Source organism: Streptomyces sp. SP18BB07, assembly GCF_036322545.1.
Lineage (GTDB): Bacteria > Actinomycetota > Actinomycetes > Streptomycetales > Streptomycetaceae > Streptomyces > Streptomyces deccanensis.
Window position 1 is genome coordinate 48,424 of record NZ_JAQYWT010000262.1, and the last position, 16,073, is coordinate 64,496.

Sequence of the window (16,073 nt, forward strand, 5' to 3'; positions counted from 1 at the left end):
CGGGCTGATCACCCCTGCCCCACCCTGCCCTGCCCCGCCCTGCCTCCTCCCTCCCCACGGCACGGGTTGATCCGTCCTGCCCTCCTGCACCTCCACGACCTGAACGGGAGTACGCCCCCGTGGCCACATTCCTCTACAAACTCGGTCGACTCGCCTTCCGGCGACGACACTTCGCAGCCCTGATCTGGGTGGCCCTGCTGACGCTCGCGGGCGTCGGCGCCGCCTCCGCGCCCGCCGCGGGCTCGTCCTCCTTCTCCATCCCCGGTACCGAGGCCCAGAAGGCCTTCGACCTGCTAGAACAGCGCTACCCCGGGATGAGCGCCGACGGTGCCACCGCCCGGGTCGTCTTCAAGGCGCCCGAGGGCGAGAAGATGGCCGACGCCGCCAACAAGGCGATCGTCGAGAAGACCGTCGCGGAGCTGGGCGACGGCTCCGAGGTGGTCTCCGTCAGCGACCCGTTCACCACCAGGGCGGTCAGCCGGGACGGGACGATCGCCTACGCCTCGGTGACGTACAAGGTCCCGGCCATGGAGCTGAAGGACTCCTCCAGGGAGGCTCTGGAGACCACCGCGCACAAGGCGCAGGACGCCGGGCTGACCGTCGAGATGGGCGGCGACGCCCTCCAGGCCGAGCCCGAGACGGCCGTCGCCGGTGAGATCATCGGCCTGGCCATCGCCGCCGTCGTCCTCGTCATCACCCTGGGCTCGCTCGTCGCGGCCGGGCTGCCGCTGTTGACGGCGATCATCGGCGTCGGTATCGGTGTCTCCACCATCACCGCCCTCGCGAGCGCGCTCGACCTCGGCGACACCACCTCGACGCTCGCCCTGATGATCGGGCTCGCGGTCGGGATCGACTACGCGCTGTTCATCGTCTCCCGCTACCGGTCCGAACTGGCCGAGGGGCGTGAGCGCGAGGACGCGGTCGGCCGGGCCGTCGGCACCGCCGGGTCGGCGGTGGTCTTCGCGGGCCTCACCGTCGTGATCGCGCTGGCCGGCCTCGCGGTCGTCAACGTCCCGATGCTGACCAAGATGGGTCTCGCGGCGGCGGGCACGGTCGTCATCGCGGTCCTCATCGCCCTCACCATGATCCCGGCGCTGCTCGGCTACGCGGGCCGCAAGGTCCGGCCGGCCGACGAGAAGGGCGGGCTGCTGGGGCGCCGCAAGGGGAAGGGCTCCGCCAACGCCTCCGCCGAGGGCGCCGCGAACACCTCCGCCGATGGCCCCGCGAACGGCTCCGCCAAGGGTGCCATCGGGAGCAAGCCCAGCCTGGGCACCCGCTGGGCGAGCTTCGTCGTCCGTCGTCCGGTCGCCGTGCTGCTGCTCGGCGTGGTCGGCCTGGGCACGATCGCGCTGCCGGCCACCCAGCTCGAACTCGGCCTGCCCGACGACGGTTCGCAGCCGACGTCCACCACGCAGCGCCGGGCGTACGACCTGCTCTCCGAGGGCTTCGGGCCCGGTTTCAACGGCCCCCTGATGGTCGTCGTCGACGCCGAGGACAGCGCGTCGCCGAAGGAGGCCGCCAGCGCGGTGACCGACGAGATCAAGGGGCTCAAGGACGTCGTCACGGTGACCCCGGCGACGTTCAACAAGGCCGGTGACACCGCGATGATCACGGTGATACCGGAGTCCAAGCCGTCCTCGACACAGACCGAGGACCTGGTGCACGCCATCCGTGACGCGGGCGCCGGCGTGGCGGCCGACACGGACGCGAAGGTGCTGGTCACCGGCGCCACCGCGATGAACATCGACTTCTCGCAGAAGCTCACCGACGCGCTGATCCCGTATCTGGCACTGGTGGTGGGGCTCGCCTTCCTCCTGCTGATCGTGATCTTCCGGTCGATCCTCGTGCCGCTGAAGGCGGCCCTCGGCTTCCTGCTCAGCGTGCTGGCCGCGCTCGGCGCCGTGGTCGCGGTCTTCCAGTGGGGCTGGCTGGCGGGGCTCATCGGGGTCGAGGAGACCGGCCCGATCATGTCGATGATGCCGATCTTCATGGTGGGCGTCGTCTTCGGTCTGGCGATGGACTACGAGGTGTTCCTCGTGACCCGGATGCGCGAGGCGTACGTCCACGGCGAGAACCCGCACCAGGCTGTGGTGACCGGCTTCAAGTACAGCGCCCGGGTGGTCGCGGCCGCCGCGGCGATCATGATGGCCGTCTTCGCCGGCTTCATCGGCTCCGGCGAGTCGATGATCAAGATGATCGGCTTCGGGCTCGCCATCGCCGTCTTCTTCGACGCGTTCGTGGTCCGCATGGCCATCGTCCCGGCCGTCCTCGCCCTCCTGGGCGAGAAGGCCTGGTGGCTGCCGAAGTGGCTCGACCGCGCGCTGCCCAACGTCGACGTCGAGGGTGAGGGCCTGCGGGCGCACGACGACGCGGCGAGGAAGCCGGCCGAGGACGACGAGGACGAGGACAGGTCGCTGGTCCGCGTCTGACGCGCGGGGAGGACCGCCGGTGAGGGCCCGTGGGGACGGGCGCCCTCACCGGCTCTCGCGTGCCGGGGTAAGCATGACGGGGTGACCGAAGAGACGGAACAGACCGAACAGACGGAACAGACCGAACAGATCAGCAGCACACCCCAGGGAACCCGTGACGACCGTGTGGGGCCGCCGCACCGCGGTACCGAGCGTGAGACGCTCCGGGCCTTTCTCGACTATCACCGCGCGACGCTCGCCATGAAGTGCGCGGGGCTGACGGACGAGGAGCTGCGGCGGCGCTCGATGCCGCCGTCCACGCTGACCCTGCTGGGCCTCGTACGGCACCTGGCGGAGGTGGAACGCGCCTGGTTCCGCCGGGTGTTCGAGGATCACGACGCGCCGATGGTGTGGTCGAAGGAGATCGACTTCCAGGCGGCGTACGACGCGAGCGCCTCGACGCGGGCGGAGGCGTTCGGGGCGTGGGAGGCGGAGGTGGAGACCTCGCGGCGTATCGAACGGGAGGCGGAGTCCCTGGACCTCGTCGGCCACCAGCCGCGCTGGGGCGAGGACGTCTCGCTCCGCATGGTCATGATCCACGTCCTGCTGGAGTACGGCCGCCACAACGGCCACGCGGACTTCTTGCGGGAGGGGGTGGACGGGACGGTGGGGGCGTGAGGGGCAGGGGCGCGGGGGCCGTCGACGCCTAGAGGTGCTGCTTGGCGCTGTTGATGAGGTGGGCGATCCCGTCCCGGGTCCGCACCCTGCGCTCGACGAACTCCGGCTTGCTGTCGGTCTTGAGGACGGCGGTGACCTCGGCGAGTACGGTCTCGGCGGCCCGGCTCAGCTCCTCGTCGGCCGTGAGCATCTGTACGCGGAACAGGGCCTCCTGCGCGGCGGACCGCAGGTCGTACGCGCGGACGCGGACCGTGTCGGGGTCCTCGGGCGGGGGCTGTTCGTGCTCGCAGAACCACAGGTGGACCAGGGCGCGGCGGTAGTTGATCAGCGCGCCGGCGTACACGGAGTAGGCGTCGAGACGTTCCTGACGGAGCTTCTCGCGACGGGTGAACTCGTGGGTCCGGTCCGTGGCGCGCTGTTGATAGGCGAGCGTCAGCCCCGACCCGAGCAGGGTCCCGAGCACGGCTATGGCACTGGCGATGATGGTCTCCACCCGCCAAGCTGATCACGCGACGCCAGCCCACGACAGTGACTGCCGGCGGAGCACGAAGGGGTGGGGCGGGGGTGGCGGGATGGTCGGAGAGGCTGCGGCGGGCGTTCCTGAGGTTCGACCGGCGCCACGGTGGGGCGGAGCCGCCCCCGAGGGCGCAGGTGTTCCTGGCCCGGCATCCGGTGGCGGCCGGAGTGGTCTTCGGCGTGCTGCTGGGCGGCCTGGCCGGGTGGGCGCTCGCCGCGTTCCACGATCCGGCGCGGCTGCTGAGGGCGGTGGCGGTCGGTCTGTGCGGAGGCCTGTTCATCTGGCTCTTCTGCCGCGTCGAACGCCGCCGCCAGGCTCACTACGTCCGTGCCGGAGGCTTCCGCTGGGACGCTCCCCGGCCGCTCGTCCGGGACGAGTACAGCCTGCCGGTCTGGCTGGAGGGCCTGCTCTGGCTCAGCCACTGGACCGTCTGCCTCGTGCTGATGTGGCTCGTCGGCCGGCTGCGGAACCCGCCCCTCACCTGGGTCCAGTGCGCGGTCTGCGCCGGGTTCCTCGTGGTCGGCGGCTGGGCCGTGCACCTCGTCAAGGAGCGTCGCCGACGACGAGGAGGTTGAGGGAGCGGCTTGCGACCAGGGAGGCAGGGGTGGAAGTCGAGCCAGTGGTGGGGAGAGCGTGAGCGTTTTCGTAGTCCGGTCACGGGGCCGTGCGGACCGGCGAGTCGCCGTCGGGATCGGCGCCTGGAACGTGGTGCTGTGCTGTGTGTTGCTTCTGGTGGCCATCGGCGCGCTGTTCGTGGAGCCCACCACCCGGGCCGAGGAGTCCGAGGCCGGGCAGCTCGCGGGCCGGATCTACGGGGGCTGGCTCCTGGGCGGGCTGGTCCTGTTCCCGGTGTTGCGGATGACGCGGACGTGGCTCGTCCACCTGGCCACGATGATCGTGACGCCCGTCGTGCTGTTCGCGCTCGTGATGCTGTCGGCGGTGGCGCTGTGACGCGCGGCCGCACGGGTGACGCGCTCCGACGCCCGCGTGACGCGCTCCGACGCCCGCGTCATGGGGAAGGCCTGGGAATCACACAGGAAGTGCTCATAGCATCACGCGCATTCCATGACGGGAACATTCGGAAAGCGCGGTTCCGTAGATGAGCACAGCACCCAAGAGCGGCGGCGGTCAGACGCACGGCCACGGGCACGGGCACCACCACAACGACGAGTTCGACAGAGGGCTCTCGTACGACCTGCCCGTGTTCGCCCGCCGTCGCATGATCAGAATGCTGGCCGGCGCGAGCATGGTCCCGCTGGTCGCGGCCTGTTCCTCGGACGACTCCGGCGGCTCCGCCTCGGACCCGGCCTCCTCCGGCTCGTCCTCGCCGTCGTCCTCGTCGTCCGGCACCTCCGGCGCCGACTGCGAGGTCATCCCCAGCGAGACGGCGGGCCCGTACCCCGGTGACGGCTCCAACGGCCCGAATGTCCTCGAGGACAGCGGGATCGTCCGGCGCGACCTCACCAAGAGCTTCGGCTCGTCCAGCGGAGTCGCCGAAGGCATCCCGCTGACGATCACGCTGACGGTCGTCGACCAGGCCTCCGGCTGTGACGCCCCGAAGAAGGGCGCGGCCGTCTACCTGTGGCACTGCGACCGGGAGGGCAGGTACTCCCTCTACTCCGACGGCGTCACCGAGGAGAACTACCTGCGCGGCGTCCAGGAGACCGACGCCGAGGGCCGGCTCACCTTCACCTCGATCTTCCCCGGCTGCTACCCCGGCCGCTGGCCACACATCCACTTCGAGGTCTACGACAGCCTCGACGACGCCACCGCCACCCGGGACATCGCCGTCACCTCGCAGCTCGCCTTCCCCAAGGACGTCTGCGACACCGTGTACGCGACGGACGGCTACGGCGACAGCGTCCATAACCTGGGCGAACTCTCCCTGGAGACCGACATGATCTTCAGGGACGGCTACGACCAGCAGCTCGCCGCTGTCGAGGGCAGCACCGACAAGGGGTACACGGCCACGCTCACCGTGGCGGTGTAGCCGGGGAGTCGGCCGGTGACGGTGGGGCGAGGTGCGTCGTGTCGCCCCACCGCGCCAGCCGCAGCCGCCGCCCGTCGTTCTCCCACCGCGAGACCGAGGCGTTGGGGACGGGCGGCAGCCGGTCGGGGGCCGTCGCGCCGAGCCCCGCGCACACGAGGCGTACGGCGACGGCGATCGCGTCGTGGGCGATCAGGAGGACACGGCGGCCGGGGGTGACCCGGTCCAGCTCGCCCACGAAGTCCCGTACCCGCAGCACCACATCGGCCAGCGCCTCGCCGCCCGGCGGACGGTAGAACCACTCGCCGGTCCGGGCCCGCCGCGCCGCCTCCTCGGGCGCGCGGGCCCGCAACGCGGCCGGCGGGTGCATCTCGAACATCCCCATCTCCCGGTCCCGCAGCCGCTCGTCGACCAGCAGCGGGGGCGGGACCGCACCGGGATGCCCCGCCATCACCTCCCACGTCTGCCGCGCCCGCACGTACGGCGAACACACCACCAGATCCGGGCCGACGGGATCCGGGCCGACGGGATCCGGGCCGACGGAATCGGGGCCGGCAGGATCAGGGCCGACCCCATCGGGGCCGACCGCATCCGTCCCGTTCGGCTCCGGCGCACCGGTGAGACCCGCCAGCCATCCACCCAGCGCCACGGCCTGCGCGCGGCCCAGGTCGGAGAGGGGGACGTCCGCGCCGCGGCCCGGCAGGGGCGCCGTCGACCCCGTCCGCTCGGCCTCGTCGTACGCCACGTTCGCCGTGCTCTGCCCGTGCCGCACCACCCACAGCGCGGCGAGTGCGTACGGCGGTGCGAGCCCCTCACCGGCGGCCGGCGTGATCCCCGTACCGGTGGCGTCGTCCATCCGCGCTGTCATGTGTCCCCCATGCCTCCGGCGACCCGGGCCTCCGCGTCGGTCGCCGTCATGCATACCCCCGGGGTCGCCCCGGACGCTTCGCTCAGTGCGGCACCGGCGTCGCCGTGTACGTCCGCCGCAGGAAGCGGATCAGTGCCTTGGTGTCGAACTGCATCACCGCCACCCCCGTGGCGGAGTGGAACTCCATGACGGCCTGGACCCGGCCGCAGGGCCAGATGCTCACGGGGCCCGAGGTGGTCGGGGTGCGCAGACCGCGTTCGAGGAGCTCACGGGGGAAGGACCACTCGTCGGGGCCGGGGAGCCGTACGCGTACGGCGGAGGCGTCGGTGTCGGGGTCGTAGCGGAGGAGGACCGGCACGGTGTCCCGGTCCTCGGGGGAGTCCGTGACGACATGGGCCCGGGCGTACTGCTCGACGGTGACGGACATCGAACGGCTCCTCACGCTGAGTGACACAAGCAGAAGCTGTGAATCCGCTGTCCACTGCCTCTCCAATGTCGCATATTTTCGGCCGCGCGCTCCCGGAAGTCCTGGAAGGCCGCTGCAAGGCGGCTGTAAGGGCCACTGAGGGCCACTGGGAGCCACTGAGAGCCACGGCGTCCGGCGACCCCTTGGCTAATAGGTGGGTCAGCGCTCTTGCAAGAAGGTCGCAATAAGGCTCTATCATCGTAAGGTTCCAGCCAGCGCGTCCCCACTCGGTGGCCCGGCCCCCTACCAGGAGAGCGAGCCCTCGTATGCATGTCCCCGACGGATTCATCAACGCCCCCGTCTCGGCGGTCGCAGGAGTCGTCGCCGCCGGTGCGGTCGCCGTGAGTCTGCGTGGTGCCCGGCGCGAGCTGGACGAGCGGACGGCGCCCCTCGCCGGGCTCGTCGCCGCGTTCATCTTCGCCGTGCAGATGCTGAACTTCCCCGTCGCGGCCGGGACGAGCGGACATCTGCTCGGCGGGGCCCTGGCCGCGATACTCGTGGGCCCCTATACCGGGGTCCTCTGTGTGTCCGTGGTGCTCCTCATGCAGGGCATCCTCTTCGCGGACGGCGGTCTCACCGCCCTCGGCGTGAACATCACGATCATGGGGGTGGTCACCTCCGTCGTCGGTTACGCCGTCTTCCGTGCGCTGGTCAGGATCCTGCCCAGGACGAGGCGCTCGATCACCGCCTCCGCCTTCGCCGCCGCGCTGATCTCCGTGCCCGCCTCGGCCGCCGCCTTCACCCTCGTCTACGCGATCGGCGGCACCACGGACGTGCCGATCGGCTCGGTCCTCACCGCCATGGTCGGCGTCCACACGCTCATCGGCATCGGCGAGGCCGCGATCACCGCCGCCACGGTCGGCGCGGTCGTCGCCGTGCGCCCCGACCTCGTGCACGGCGCCCGGGGCCTGACCGCCCCGCTCAAGCTCCGGGTGAACGGCGAGCTGGTGGACGCCCCCGCCGCCGCCCCCGCCACACAGCCGGCCACCGCGCCCGCGTCCGTCGCGGCCCGCTCGACCCGCAAGGTGATCCTCGCCGGCCTCGGCGTCTCGCTCCTCCTCGCCGGAGTCGTCAGCTTCTACGCCTCCGCCGACCCCGACGGTCTGGAGAAGGTCGCCGCCGACAAGGGCTTCGACGCCAAGGTCGAGGACCATGCCGCCGCCGACTCCCCGCTCGCCGACTACGGCGTCGAGGGCCTCACCGACGCCCGTCTCGCCGGTGGCCTCGCGGGCGTGATCGGGGTCGGCGTCACCGTCGTCGCCGGCACGGGGATCTTCTGGGCCGTACGCAAGCGGCGCGCCGGCGAGGACGACGCCGCGTCCCCGACCTCCGTGCCCGAGAACGCCTGACATGGGCGCCGGCCACGTCCACAAGCTCTACCGGCACGCCCACTCGCCCGTGCACGCCCTGCCGCCGCACACCAAACTCGCGGCCGTCTTCGCCTTCGTGGTCGTCGTGGTGTCGACGCCGCGGGAGGCGGTGTGGGCGTTCGGGCTGTACGCCGGGCTGTTGGGCGTGGTCGCGTACGTGGCCCGCGTGCCCGCCGGGTTCCTGCTCCGGCGGCTGCTGATCGAGGTCCCGTTCGTCGCGTTCGCCGTGCTGATGCCGTTCGTGGCGCAGGGCGAACGCGTCGAGGTCCTCGGGATGTCGCTCAGCGTCAGCGGACTGTGGGGCGCCTGGAACGTCCTCGCGAAGGGCACGCTGGGCGTCGCCGCCTCCGTCCTCCTCGCCTCCACCACCGAACTCCGCGAGCTGCTGCTCGGCCTGCAACGCCTCAAACTCCCGCCGCTGCTCGTCCAGATCGCGTCCTTCATGATCCGCTACGGCGATGTGATCACCGACGAGATGCGGCGCATGCGGATCGCGCGCGAGTCACGCGGGTTCGAGGCGCGCGGCGTACGGCACTGGGGGGTGCTCGCCAAGACGGCCGGGGCACTGTTCATCCGCTCCTACGAGCGGGGCGAGCGGGTCCATCTGGCCATGATCAGCCGGGGGTACGCGGGCACCATGCCCGTCATCGACGAGGTGACCGCGTCCCGGGCGCAGTGGTCGTACGCCTTCGCCCTCCCGGTCGCCGCGCTCGTCGTCTGTCTGCTGGGATGGAGCCTGTGACCGCGTCCGAGAACCCCGTGCCCCCGTCCCTCGAAGTCGCCGGGCTCGCCTTCGCCTACCCCGACGGCCACCAGGCCCTGTTCGGGGTCGACTTCACCGTCGGACGCGGCGAACGCGTCGCGCTGCTCGGGCCGAACGGGGCCGGCAAGACGACCCTCGTCCTGCATCTCAACGGCATCCTCACCGGGGGCGCGGGCACGGTGACCGTCGCCGGGATGCCCGTCGGCAAGCGGCACATGGCCGAGATCCGGCGGAAGGTCGGCATCGTCTTCCAGGACCCCGACGACCAGCTCTTCATGCCGACCGTGCGGGAGGACGTGGCCTTCGGGCCGGCGGCGGCGGGCATGGCCGGGGCCGAGCTGGAGGCCCGGGTGGACCGGGCCCTCGAACAGGTCGGCATGGCGGAGTTCAAGGAACGGCCGCCGCACCACCTGTCCTTCGGGCAGCGGCGGCGGGTGGCCGTGGCGACGGTGCTCGCCATGGAGCCGGAGATCCTCGTCCTCGACGAGCCGTCCTCCAACCTCGACCCGGCGTCGCGGCGCGAACTGGCCGACATCCTGCGGTCGTTGGACGTCACGGTCCTCATGGTCACGCACGATCTGCCGTACGCGCTCGAACTGTGCCCGCGGTCGCTGATCCTCAGCGACGGGGTGATCGCGGCGGACGGTCCGACGGGCGAACTCCTCGTCGACGACGCGCTGATGCGTGCGCATCGGCTGGAACTGCCGTTCGGGTTCGATCCGCGATCGGTGCGGGTGGGATAGGGGCCGGCCGTTCGGGGTGCGTCGTCGGGTGCGGGTCCGGTGGGGGTTGCTCGCGCAGTTCCCCGCGCCCCTAAAAGCCCAGGCCCCTGCGGGCCTGAAAAGCGCGGGGCGCAGCCCGTGCTTTTCAGGGGGCGCGGGGAACTGCGCGAGCAACCCCCACCGGACCCGCGGACGAAAACGGCGTCCGCGACAATGGACCCCGTGACGAACCAAGCGGATGCGCCCCCGCACGGCTCACTGCTCCTGGACGAGCAGTTGTGCTTCGCGCTCTACGCGGCCCAGCGCGCGATCACCGCCGCGTACCGCCCGCTGCTCGACGAACTCGGCCTGACCTACCCGCAGTACCTGGTCATGCTCTCCCTCTGGGAGCACGGCGAGACCAGCGTCAAGGAATTGGCGGGCACCCTGCGGCTCGACTACGGCACGGTCTCGCCGTTGCTGAAGCGGCTGGAGGCGGCCGGACTGCTGCGCCGGGAGCGTTCGTCGCGCGACGAACGCTCGGTGCGGATCGCCCTCACCGGCCGTGGTGAACAGCTCCGCGACCGCGCGGCTGCCGTCCCCGCCACCCTCGCCGCCGCGACCGGCCTGCACGGCCCCGAGGTGGCCCGGCTGCGTGAGGAGCTGTGGCAGCTGACGGCGCGGGCGACCAAGGCGGCGGGCCGTTGAGCGCGGCCGAAGGTGACCTTGTGTTACCCATGGTTACTACCCCCCGGTAACCGCTGTCCCCTACCGACCGGTACCTTGTGCACGATGTATTCGTGCGCGCCTGTCCTGGGGAGGCCACGCGCTCGTCCCGGGGGAGGCCAAGGGAATGACTGACGACACCGCGGTGGAGACCCGTTCCGATACGCGTCCCGACACCCGCTCCGACACCCGCCCGACGAAGATCATGTACGTCGCCGAGGCCACCGCGCACGGCGGTCGGGACGGCTACATCAGCAGTCAGGACGGCCAGATCGACCTCAAGGTCGCGATGCCCCCGGCGATGGGCGGCGACGGCAACGGCACCAACCCCGAGCAGCTGTTCGCCGCCGGGTACAGCTCCTGCTTCCACAACGCGCTGGTCCTCGTCGGCCGCCGCGCGGGCTACGACCTCACCGGCTCCACCGTCGCCGCGAAGGTCGGCATCGGCCCCAACCGGCAGCGCGGCTACGGCCTCGCCGTCGCCCTCAGCGTCTCCCTCCCGGTCATCGACCAGGAGATCGCGGCCAAGCTCGTCGACGCGGCCCACCAGGTCTGCCCGTACTCGAACGCCACCCGCGACAACATCGACGTCACGATCGTGCTGGGCTGAGGCGACCGACCCGGCGGGCCCGGCCCCCGGCCGGAGGAATCCGGGGCCGCGCGTGTACGTTGCACCCGTCGTCGTGGCGAGTGCTGCGGGTGAACGGACAGGGAGCGCCGACGTGGACGTGAACGGCATGGTCGCCGAGGGCTTCGAGCCGGTCAGGACCGCGTTCGTACGCAACTTCGAGGCGCTCGGCGAGCGGGGCGCGGCGGTCGTCGTGTACCGGCACGGGCGCAGGGTCGTCGACCTGTGGGCCGGCACCCGGGACGTCGACGGCACCGAGCCCTGGCAGCGGGACACCGCGCAGATCATGCGCTCGGCGACCAAGGGCGTCGCCGCCGCCGTACCGCTGCTGCTGGCCGAGCGCGGGGAGCTGGACCTCGACGCGCCGGTGGGCCGGTACTGGCCGGAGTTCAAGACGCACGGCAAGGACCGGGTGCTGGTGCGGCACGTGCTCAACCACCGTGCCGGACTCCCGGTCCTCGACCACCCCCTCACCCCCGCCGAGGCCCTGGACCCGCGCCGGGGCCCGGAGGCCGTCGCCGCGCAGACCCCGGCCTGGGAGCCCGGCACCGCCCACGGCTACCACCCCCTCACCTACGGCTGGCTGCTCGACGAACTGGTCCGGCGCGTGACCGGCCGGGGCACCGGCGAGTGGATCGCGTCCGACATCGCCGCCCCGCTGGGCCTGGCCGGGGACCTGTGGCTGGGCCTGCCGGACTCGGTGGCGGCGACGGGCCGGATCGGCCGCGCGGGACGCCTGGAGTCGGCACCCGAGCCCACCGGCGGCCTCCGGGTCCGCGCCAAGCGGTCGGTCACCGAGGCCTACGACGACCCCGACTCCCTCACGCGCCGCGCCTTCGCCGCGATCACCCCGTTCCCCGACCAGAACGACCCCGCGTACCGCGCGTCCGCGCTCCCGGCGACCAACGGCATCGCCACGGCGGACGGCCTGGCCCGCTTCTACGCGGCGCTCGCCGGCGAGGTCGACGGCGTACGGCTGTTCGGGCCGGCGACCCTGGCCGCGGCCCGCGCCGAGGAGTCCTCGGGCCCCGACCGTGTCCTCGTCATCAACACCCGCTTCGGACTGGGCTACATGCTCCACGGCACCGCCTCCCCGCTGCTGGGCCCGACCTCCTTCGGTCACCCCGGCCGAGGCGGCCCGCTCGGCTTCGCCGACCCGGAATCCGGCATCGCCTTCGGCTACGTCACGAACGGCTACCGCAAGACGGTGACGGCGGACCCGAGGGCACAGGCGCTGGTGGCGGCGGTGAGAGCGGCGCTGAAGGCCTGAACGTGTGGGACAGCCGCTGAAGGCCTGAACGTGTCAGGCAGGCGGGCGCGGCGGCGCCGCGGAGCGCGGCCGTCGCGGTGAGCGGCCGGAGCGGCCCAGGGCTCCCCCGTGGTGTCCTGGCCCGATCCCGGTGATCCGGACGGCCGCCCTCCGCGGCGGCGATCACCAGGATGCGCCGGATTCCCCCGCATGTCGTTGGCGGACGGTCCACGGTCACTTGGCAACGAGTCCACTGTTCACGGCCCCTCCGCGGCCACCCGGCTGCGCAGCTCACTCGGCGGCACCCCGTACGCCGTACGGAACACCCGGCTGAACTCGGCCGCGCGCGGAAACCCCCACCGCGCCCCGATCACGTGGATCGGTGTGGCCCGCAGCCCGGGGTCGGGGGCGGTGAGATCGCGGTACGCGTTCCGCAGCCGCTGGTCGCGGACGTACGTCGCGACGGTCAGGCCCTCCGCCTGGAAGAGCCGGTGCAGATAGCTGCGTGAGATGTGGTGGGCGGAGGCGATGGCCGCCGGGGTGAGGTCGGGGTCGGCCAGATGCCGCCGTATGAACACCTTGACGTTCAGGAGCAGCGTCCGCCGGTGGGCCTCCGGCGTCAGCCGCGGCTCCGTGTCGGCGACGTGGCCGAAGAGCGCGGTGACCAGATCGGCGACGACCGTGCCGAGGCGGGGCGCGTCGGCCGGCCCGTACGGGGTCGTGTCCTCCGCCAGCCGCATCAGGAACTGCGCGAGCAGCGCGCCGACGCCCTCCCGCCCCGACAGACGGCTGCCGACCACCCGGTCAGCCTTGTGCGCGGGCAGGGCGACGAGGGAGCGGGGTATCTCGACACCGACAGTGGTGACCGGTTCGGCGCCGGTGAGGATGTCGTACGCCATCGAGGTGCAGTTGACGTGGAAGTCCTGCGCCTCGTACGCGGTTTGCTGCCTGCCCCAGCTGGCGGCGCCCTCGCCCTGGAGGAGGAGGGAGAGATGGAACGTCTCCGGGTCGGACTGCCGCACCATCCTCGGCGTGCGGCGGAAGACGATCGGGTCGAAGGTGGCGGGCCAGATAGTCACGTCGCCGAGGGCGATCAGACGTTGGTGCGCGTGGTAGTCGGCGGCGGGGTGGTGGCCGCGGTCGGCCGTCGACAGGGGGATGGGGACCAGGTCCATGGGTGCGTGTGTCCGCCGCAGCAGCTCCGCCCAGGCCTCGAACCGGGCGTCCACCGGGAGGTCCACGGACCGGAAGACCGACTCGTGCAACACGGAGTCAGTCAACCACAGGACGGAACCAGGCCAGTTGGGCACCCGGGGCCCCGGCCGTGGGGGGTCGGCCGGGGTGCGGGGCGCATGGCCGCCGACGCCTGTGGGGCGTCGTCGCCTGCTCAGAGCGCTATCGGGTGGGACGTCCTGCCCGATGCCTGGTCTATCTCGTCGTGGGCCTTGGTGAGGAGCTTCATGGCGAGCTCGTTCAGGGCCCTGGCCCCGGCTATCTCCTCGCCGACCCGGGGCTGGTTGGCGTCGGTCTGGTGACGGCTGGCGTAGCCGTTGGCCCGTACCTCCTTCCCGTCGGGGAGCCGTACGAGGGCCGCCGCCCGTGTGCGCTGATCGTCCTCCTGGAACTCCAGCTCGATGTGCCATCCGACTGCGGTCTTCATCATCACGATCACCTCCGGAACCGCTCTTTCCAGAGTGCTCCTCCCCGCCGGGGGATGCACGGCCTGCGCGCTGTCCGTCCCGCCTCCTCGGCCTACTCGGCGCCTACCCGGCCCGCAGCATCAGCCCGATCCCCACCACCAGCAGCCCCGCCGCCACGAGCCGGGGCGCACCGAACCGCTCCTTGAAGAACACCGCCCCGATCGCCGCGCCCACGATGATCGATGTCATATCCGGCTCATACAGTGTTTGTCATGAGCCGATCCAAGTTACCCAAGGCCGCCGTCACGCCGGGCGAGCCCGCAGCGATCTACTGCCGTATCTCCCACACCAGGGACGAGGATCAGACGGGGGTGGACCGGCAGGAACGCATCTGCCGGGAGATCGCCGAGCGGCTGCAACTCCGTGTCGAGCCAGCGCACGTCTACGTGGACAACAACCGGTCGGCGTGGCAGCGGAACCGGAAGAGGCCGGGGTGGCAAGCGATGTTGGAGGCGATGGGGGAGGGGGCGATCAGGCACGTCATCGTCTACCACCCGGACCGCCTGATGCGGCAGCCGAAGGATCTTGAAGAGCTTCTCTCCATTGCCGACGACAAGCGCGTCCTTCTGCACGGCGAGGCCAACCGGCGCGATCTCTCGGACCCCGACGACCGGTTCATCCTGCGCATCGAGGTGGCCCATGCGTGCCGCTCTTCGGACGACACGTCGCGACGCCTGAAGGACGCCCTGAAGGACAAGGCCCGCGAAGGCCGGCCGCACGTGGGGAATCGTCCGTACGGCTACACCGGCAACGGGCAGACGATCATAGAGGAGGAGGCGGAGATCGTCCGCGAGGTCTTCCGGCGGTACCTGGACGGCGAGTCACCGCAGCTCATCGCCCAGGACCTGACCGCGCGGGGAGTGACGACCTCCAAGGGCAAGACGTGGCAGCCGGAGAATGTCCGTCATCTGCTGTCGTCCAACTTCGTTGCGGGCGTGCGTATCCACCAGGGTGAAGAGGTGGGCGTGGGCACGTGGCCCGCGATCATCGACCGAGGCCAGTGGGATGAGGTACAGCGGGTCAGGGAGTACCGCGCGGAGCAGCAGCGGGACACTCAGAAGCGGCCGACTCGCCGGTATCTGCTCCGAGGAGTCGCCACGTGCGCGTGCGGCGCGCGGATGGCCGGGACGAACGGCGGACGGTACGCCTACTATCGGTGTACCCGCGCCGACGAGACCGGCACGCAGAAGTGCAACCGCTCCGTCTCGGCCGGCCCCCTCGAAGAGTTCGTGCGGGACGTGGCGATCGAGGTGCTGACCAAGCTGGACACCTCCGGCTACGAGCCCGCCGCCACCACCCGCCCCGAGGCTGACGTAGTGGCGGACGAGAAGGACCGCGCGAAGCTGTCGGAGCTGAAAGAACTGTGGCTCAACGACGACGACTTCACGACCGCCGACTTCCAGTCCATGCGCGCGCCCATCCTCAAGAGGATGAAGGAGCGTCAGCGCAAGACCGTCAAGCGCCCCATCGCCGTCCTGGAGGGAATCGCCGGACCGGACGCAGAGGCCAACTGGAAGCGGCTGGAGGAGGCGGAGGACTATGCGCGCATGAACGCGATCTATCGGTTCCTGTTCGCCGCCGTGATCGTTCGGCCGCCGACGCGGAGGGGCAGGGGGTTCGACACGGACCGGGTGGACATCGAGCCGAACCCGTTGGACTAGTGGATCTGCGCGACGCACGGGGAGCGCGATCAGTACGCCTTCGTACGGTTGAAGTCCGTGATGTTCAGCTTCACGTCGGCGTCCTTCAGCACTGTTGGCGACTCGCCCGTTGTCGTCTGGCCAGGCTGGACATTGGTGACGAGCTCGGTGGAGTTGGCTACGCGCTTGCCACTTGGGTCGATCGCCTCCCACTCCCAGGAGTAGTCGGACTTCTCCGAGCTGTTGTTCTTGATCGTCCACGTCACCCAGATGAACGTGACACCCGCTTGGGAACGGTCATCGACCTTGAAGCTGATCAGGTCTTTGCGTTCACTGCCTTCGGATTCCTCACGGCCACCTTGGGGTGATTCC

18 protein-coding genes and 1 pseudogene are annotated in these 16,073 nt (G+C 71.2%); 12 read left to right on the plus strand and 7 right to left on the minus strand.

Translation table 11 applies throughout. The features are described from left to right. Positions 1-119: 119 nt before the first annotated feature. Together PUR53_RS11150 and PUR53_RS11155 are read left to right on the plus strand one after the other, a co-directional pair. Entirely contained in the window at positions 120-2,429 is a 2,310-nt protein-coding gene (locus PUR53_RS11150) for an MMPL family transporter (protein WP_329908182.1), read from the plus strand. 129 nt (positions 2,430-2,558) lie between these two features. Then, entirely contained in the window at positions 2,559-3,086 is a 528-nt protein-coding gene (locus PUR53_RS11155) for a DinB family protein (RefSeq protein WP_329900585.1), read from the plus strand. A gap of 28 nt (positions 3,087-3,114) precedes the next feature. Here PUR53_RS11155 and PUR53_RS11160 read toward each other — a convergent pair whose 3' ends face one another. Then, complete coding sequence (locus PUR53_RS11160; RefSeq protein ID WP_329900552.1) at positions 3,115-3,579, minus strand: hypothetical protein; 465 nt, start codon at positions 3,577-3,579, stop codon at positions 3,115-3,117. A 71-nt stretch (positions 3,580-3,650) separates the two neighbouring features. Between PUR53_RS11160 and PUR53_RS11165 the strand changes: the two genes are divergently transcribed. The 3 genes from PUR53_RS11165 to PUR53_RS11175 all read left to right on the plus strand — a co-directional run bounded on the left by PUR53_RS11165 (position 3,651) and on the right by PUR53_RS11175 (position 5,593). Further along, entirely contained in the window at positions 3,651-4,178 is a 528-nt protein-coding gene (locus PUR53_RS11165; protein ID WP_329900553.1) for a hypothetical protein, read from the plus strand. A gap of 58 nt (positions 4,179-4,236) precedes the next feature. Next, entirely contained in the window at positions 4,237-4,554 is a 318-nt protein-coding gene (locus PUR53_RS11170; RefSeq protein ID WP_329900554.1) for a hypothetical protein, read from the plus strand. A 148-nt stretch (positions 4,555-4,702) separates the two neighbouring features. Next, complete coding sequence (locus tag PUR53_RS11175; RefSeq protein ID WP_329908184.1) at positions 4,703-5,593, plus strand: intradiol ring-cleavage dioxygenase; 891 nt, start codon at positions 4,703-4,705, stop codon at positions 5,591-5,593. Here the strand turns inward: PUR53_RS11175 and PUR53_RS11180 are convergent. Beyond that, entirely contained in the window at positions 5,577-6,365 is a 789-nt protein-coding gene (locus PUR53_RS11180; RefSeq protein WP_329908203.1) for a histidine phosphatase family protein, read from the minus strand. The genes PUR53_RS11175 and PUR53_RS11180 overlap by 17 nt on opposite strands. A 175-nt stretch (positions 6,366-6,540) precedes the next feature. Next, entirely contained in the window at positions 6,541-6,885 is a 345-nt protein-coding gene (locus PUR53_RS11185; RefSeq protein WP_329900556.1) for an SsgA family sporulation/cell division regulator, read from the minus strand. Positions 6,886-7,190: 305 nt separating this feature from the next. Here PUR53_RS11185 and PUR53_RS11190 point away from each other — a divergent pair, with 305 nt between their 5' ends. From PUR53_RS11190 to PUR53_RS11215, 6 genes are all read left to right on the plus strand, one after another. Further along, complete coding sequence (locus PUR53_RS11190) at positions 7,191-8,273, plus strand: energy-coupling factor ABC transporter permease (RefSeq protein WP_329908185.1); 1,083 nt, start codon at positions 7,191-7,193, stop codon at positions 8,271-8,273. A 1-nt stretch (position 8,274) separates the two neighbouring features. Beyond that, positions 8,275-9,036 carry a cobalt ECF transporter T component CbiQ gene (cbiQ, locus tag PUR53_RS11195; protein ID WP_329908186.1) on the plus strand — a complete coding sequence of 254 codons (762 nt, stop codon included), beginning with the start codon at positions 8,275-8,277 and terminating at the stop codon, positions 9,034-9,036. Beyond that, positions 9,024-9,800 carry an energy-coupling factor ABC transporter ATP-binding protein gene (locus tag PUR53_RS11200; RefSeq protein ID WP_329908187.1) on the plus strand — a complete coding sequence of 259 codons (777 nt, stop codon included), beginning with the start codon at positions 9,024-9,026 and terminating at the stop codon, positions 9,798-9,800. The genes cbiQ and PUR53_RS11200 overlap by 13 nt, the downstream gene beginning before the upstream one ends. 192 nt (positions 9,801-9,992) lie before the next feature. Continuing rightward, a complete protein-coding gene (locus PUR53_RS11205; RefSeq protein WP_329908188.1) occupies positions 9,993-10,466 on the plus strand; it encodes a MarR family winged helix-turn-helix transcriptional regulator in 474 nt (157 codons plus the stop codon). 145 nt (positions 10,467-10,611) lie between these two features. Next, on the plus strand, positions 10,612-11,094 hold the full coding sequence (locus tag PUR53_RS11210) for an organic hydroperoxide resistance protein (RefSeq protein WP_329900561.1): 483 nt from the start codon (positions 10,612-10,614) through the stop codon (positions 11,092-11,094). A gap of 112 nt (positions 11,095-11,206) precedes the next feature. Continuing rightward, entirely contained in the window at positions 11,207-12,382 is a 1,176-nt protein-coding gene (locus PUR53_RS11215) for a serine hydrolase domain-containing protein (RefSeq protein ID WP_329908189.1), read from the plus strand. Between the two features lie 236 nt (positions 12,383-12,618). Here the strand turns inward: PUR53_RS11215 and PUR53_RS11220 are convergent, their stop codons facing one another. From PUR53_RS11220 to PUR53_RS11230, 3 genes and pseudogenes are all read right to left on the minus strand, one after another. Beyond that, on the minus strand, positions 12,619-13,629 hold the full coding sequence (locus PUR53_RS11220; RefSeq protein ID WP_329900563.1) for a helix-turn-helix domain-containing protein: 1,011 nt from the start codon (positions 13,627-13,629) through the stop codon (positions 12,619-12,621). 119 nt (positions 13,630-13,748) lie between these two features. Further along, positions 13,749-14,024 (minus strand): DUF1876 domain-containing protein, encoded by a 276-nt coding sequence (locus PUR53_RS11225; protein ID WP_329900564.1) that lies wholly within the window; start codon positions 14,022-14,024, stop codon positions 13,749-13,751. A gap of 100 nt (positions 14,025-14,124) precedes the next feature. Then, positions 14,125-14,247 (minus strand): annotated as a pseudogene (locus tag PUR53_RS11230) (EamA family transporter); the annotation flags it as partial. A 26-nt stretch (positions 14,248-14,273) separates the two neighbouring features. Between PUR53_RS11230 and PUR53_RS11235 the strand changes: the two are divergent. Further along, complete coding sequence (locus tag PUR53_RS11235) at positions 14,274-15,722, plus strand: recombinase family protein (protein WP_329900565.1); 1,449 nt, start codon at positions 14,274-14,276, stop codon at positions 15,720-15,722. Positions 15,723-15,751: 29 nt separating this feature from the next. Here PUR53_RS11235 and PUR53_RS11240 read toward each other — a convergent pair whose 3' ends face one another. Beyond that, positions 15,752-15,967 carry a hypothetical protein gene (locus PUR53_RS11240; RefSeq protein ID WP_329900566.1) on the minus strand — a complete coding sequence of 72 codons (216 nt, stop codon included), beginning with the start codon at positions 15,965-15,967 and terminating at the stop codon, positions 15,752-15,754. Between the last annotated feature and the right edge of the window lie 106 nt (positions 15,968-16,073).

What these genes read in the sequence shown, in the direction of transcription:
- PUR53_RS11175 (WP_329908184.1), top strand. Translation starts at nt 4,703, where the DNA reads ATGAGCACAGCACCCAAGAGCGGCGGCGGTCAGACGCACGGCCACGGG.
- PUR53_RS11210 (WP_329900561.1), top strand. Translation starts at nt 10,612, where the DNA reads ATGACTGACGACACCGCGGTGGAGACCCGTTCCGATACGCGTCCCGAC.
- PUR53_RS11185 (WP_329900556.1), bottom strand. Translation starts at nt 6,885, where the DNA reads ATGTCCGTCACCGTCGAGCAGTACGCCCGGGCCCATGTCGTCACGGAC.
- PUR53_RS11205 (WP_329908188.1), top strand. Translation starts at nt 9,993, where the DNA reads ATGGACCCCGTGACGAACCAAGCGGATGCGCCCCCGCACGGCTCACTG.
- PUR53_RS11200 (WP_329908187.1), top strand. Translation starts at nt 9,024, where the DNA reads ATGGAGCCTGTGACCGCGTCCGAGAACCCCGTGCCCCCGTCCCTCGAA.
- cbiQ (WP_329908186.1), top strand. Translation starts at nt 8,275, where the DNA reads ATGGGCGCCGGCCACGTCCACAAGCTCTACCGGCACGCCCACTCGCCC.
- PUR53_RS11190 (WP_329908185.1), top strand. Translation starts at nt 7,191, where the DNA reads ATGCATGTCCCCGACGGATTCATCAACGCCCCCGTCTCGGCGGTCGCA.
- PUR53_RS11225 (WP_329900564.1), bottom strand. Translation starts at nt 14,024, where the DNA reads ATGATGAAGACCGCAGTCGGATGGCACATCGAGCTGGAGTTCCAGGAG.
- PUR53_RS11235 (WP_329900565.1), top strand. Translation starts at nt 14,274, where the DNA reads ATGAGCCGATCCAAGTTACCCAAGGCCGCCGTCACGCCGGGCGAGCCC.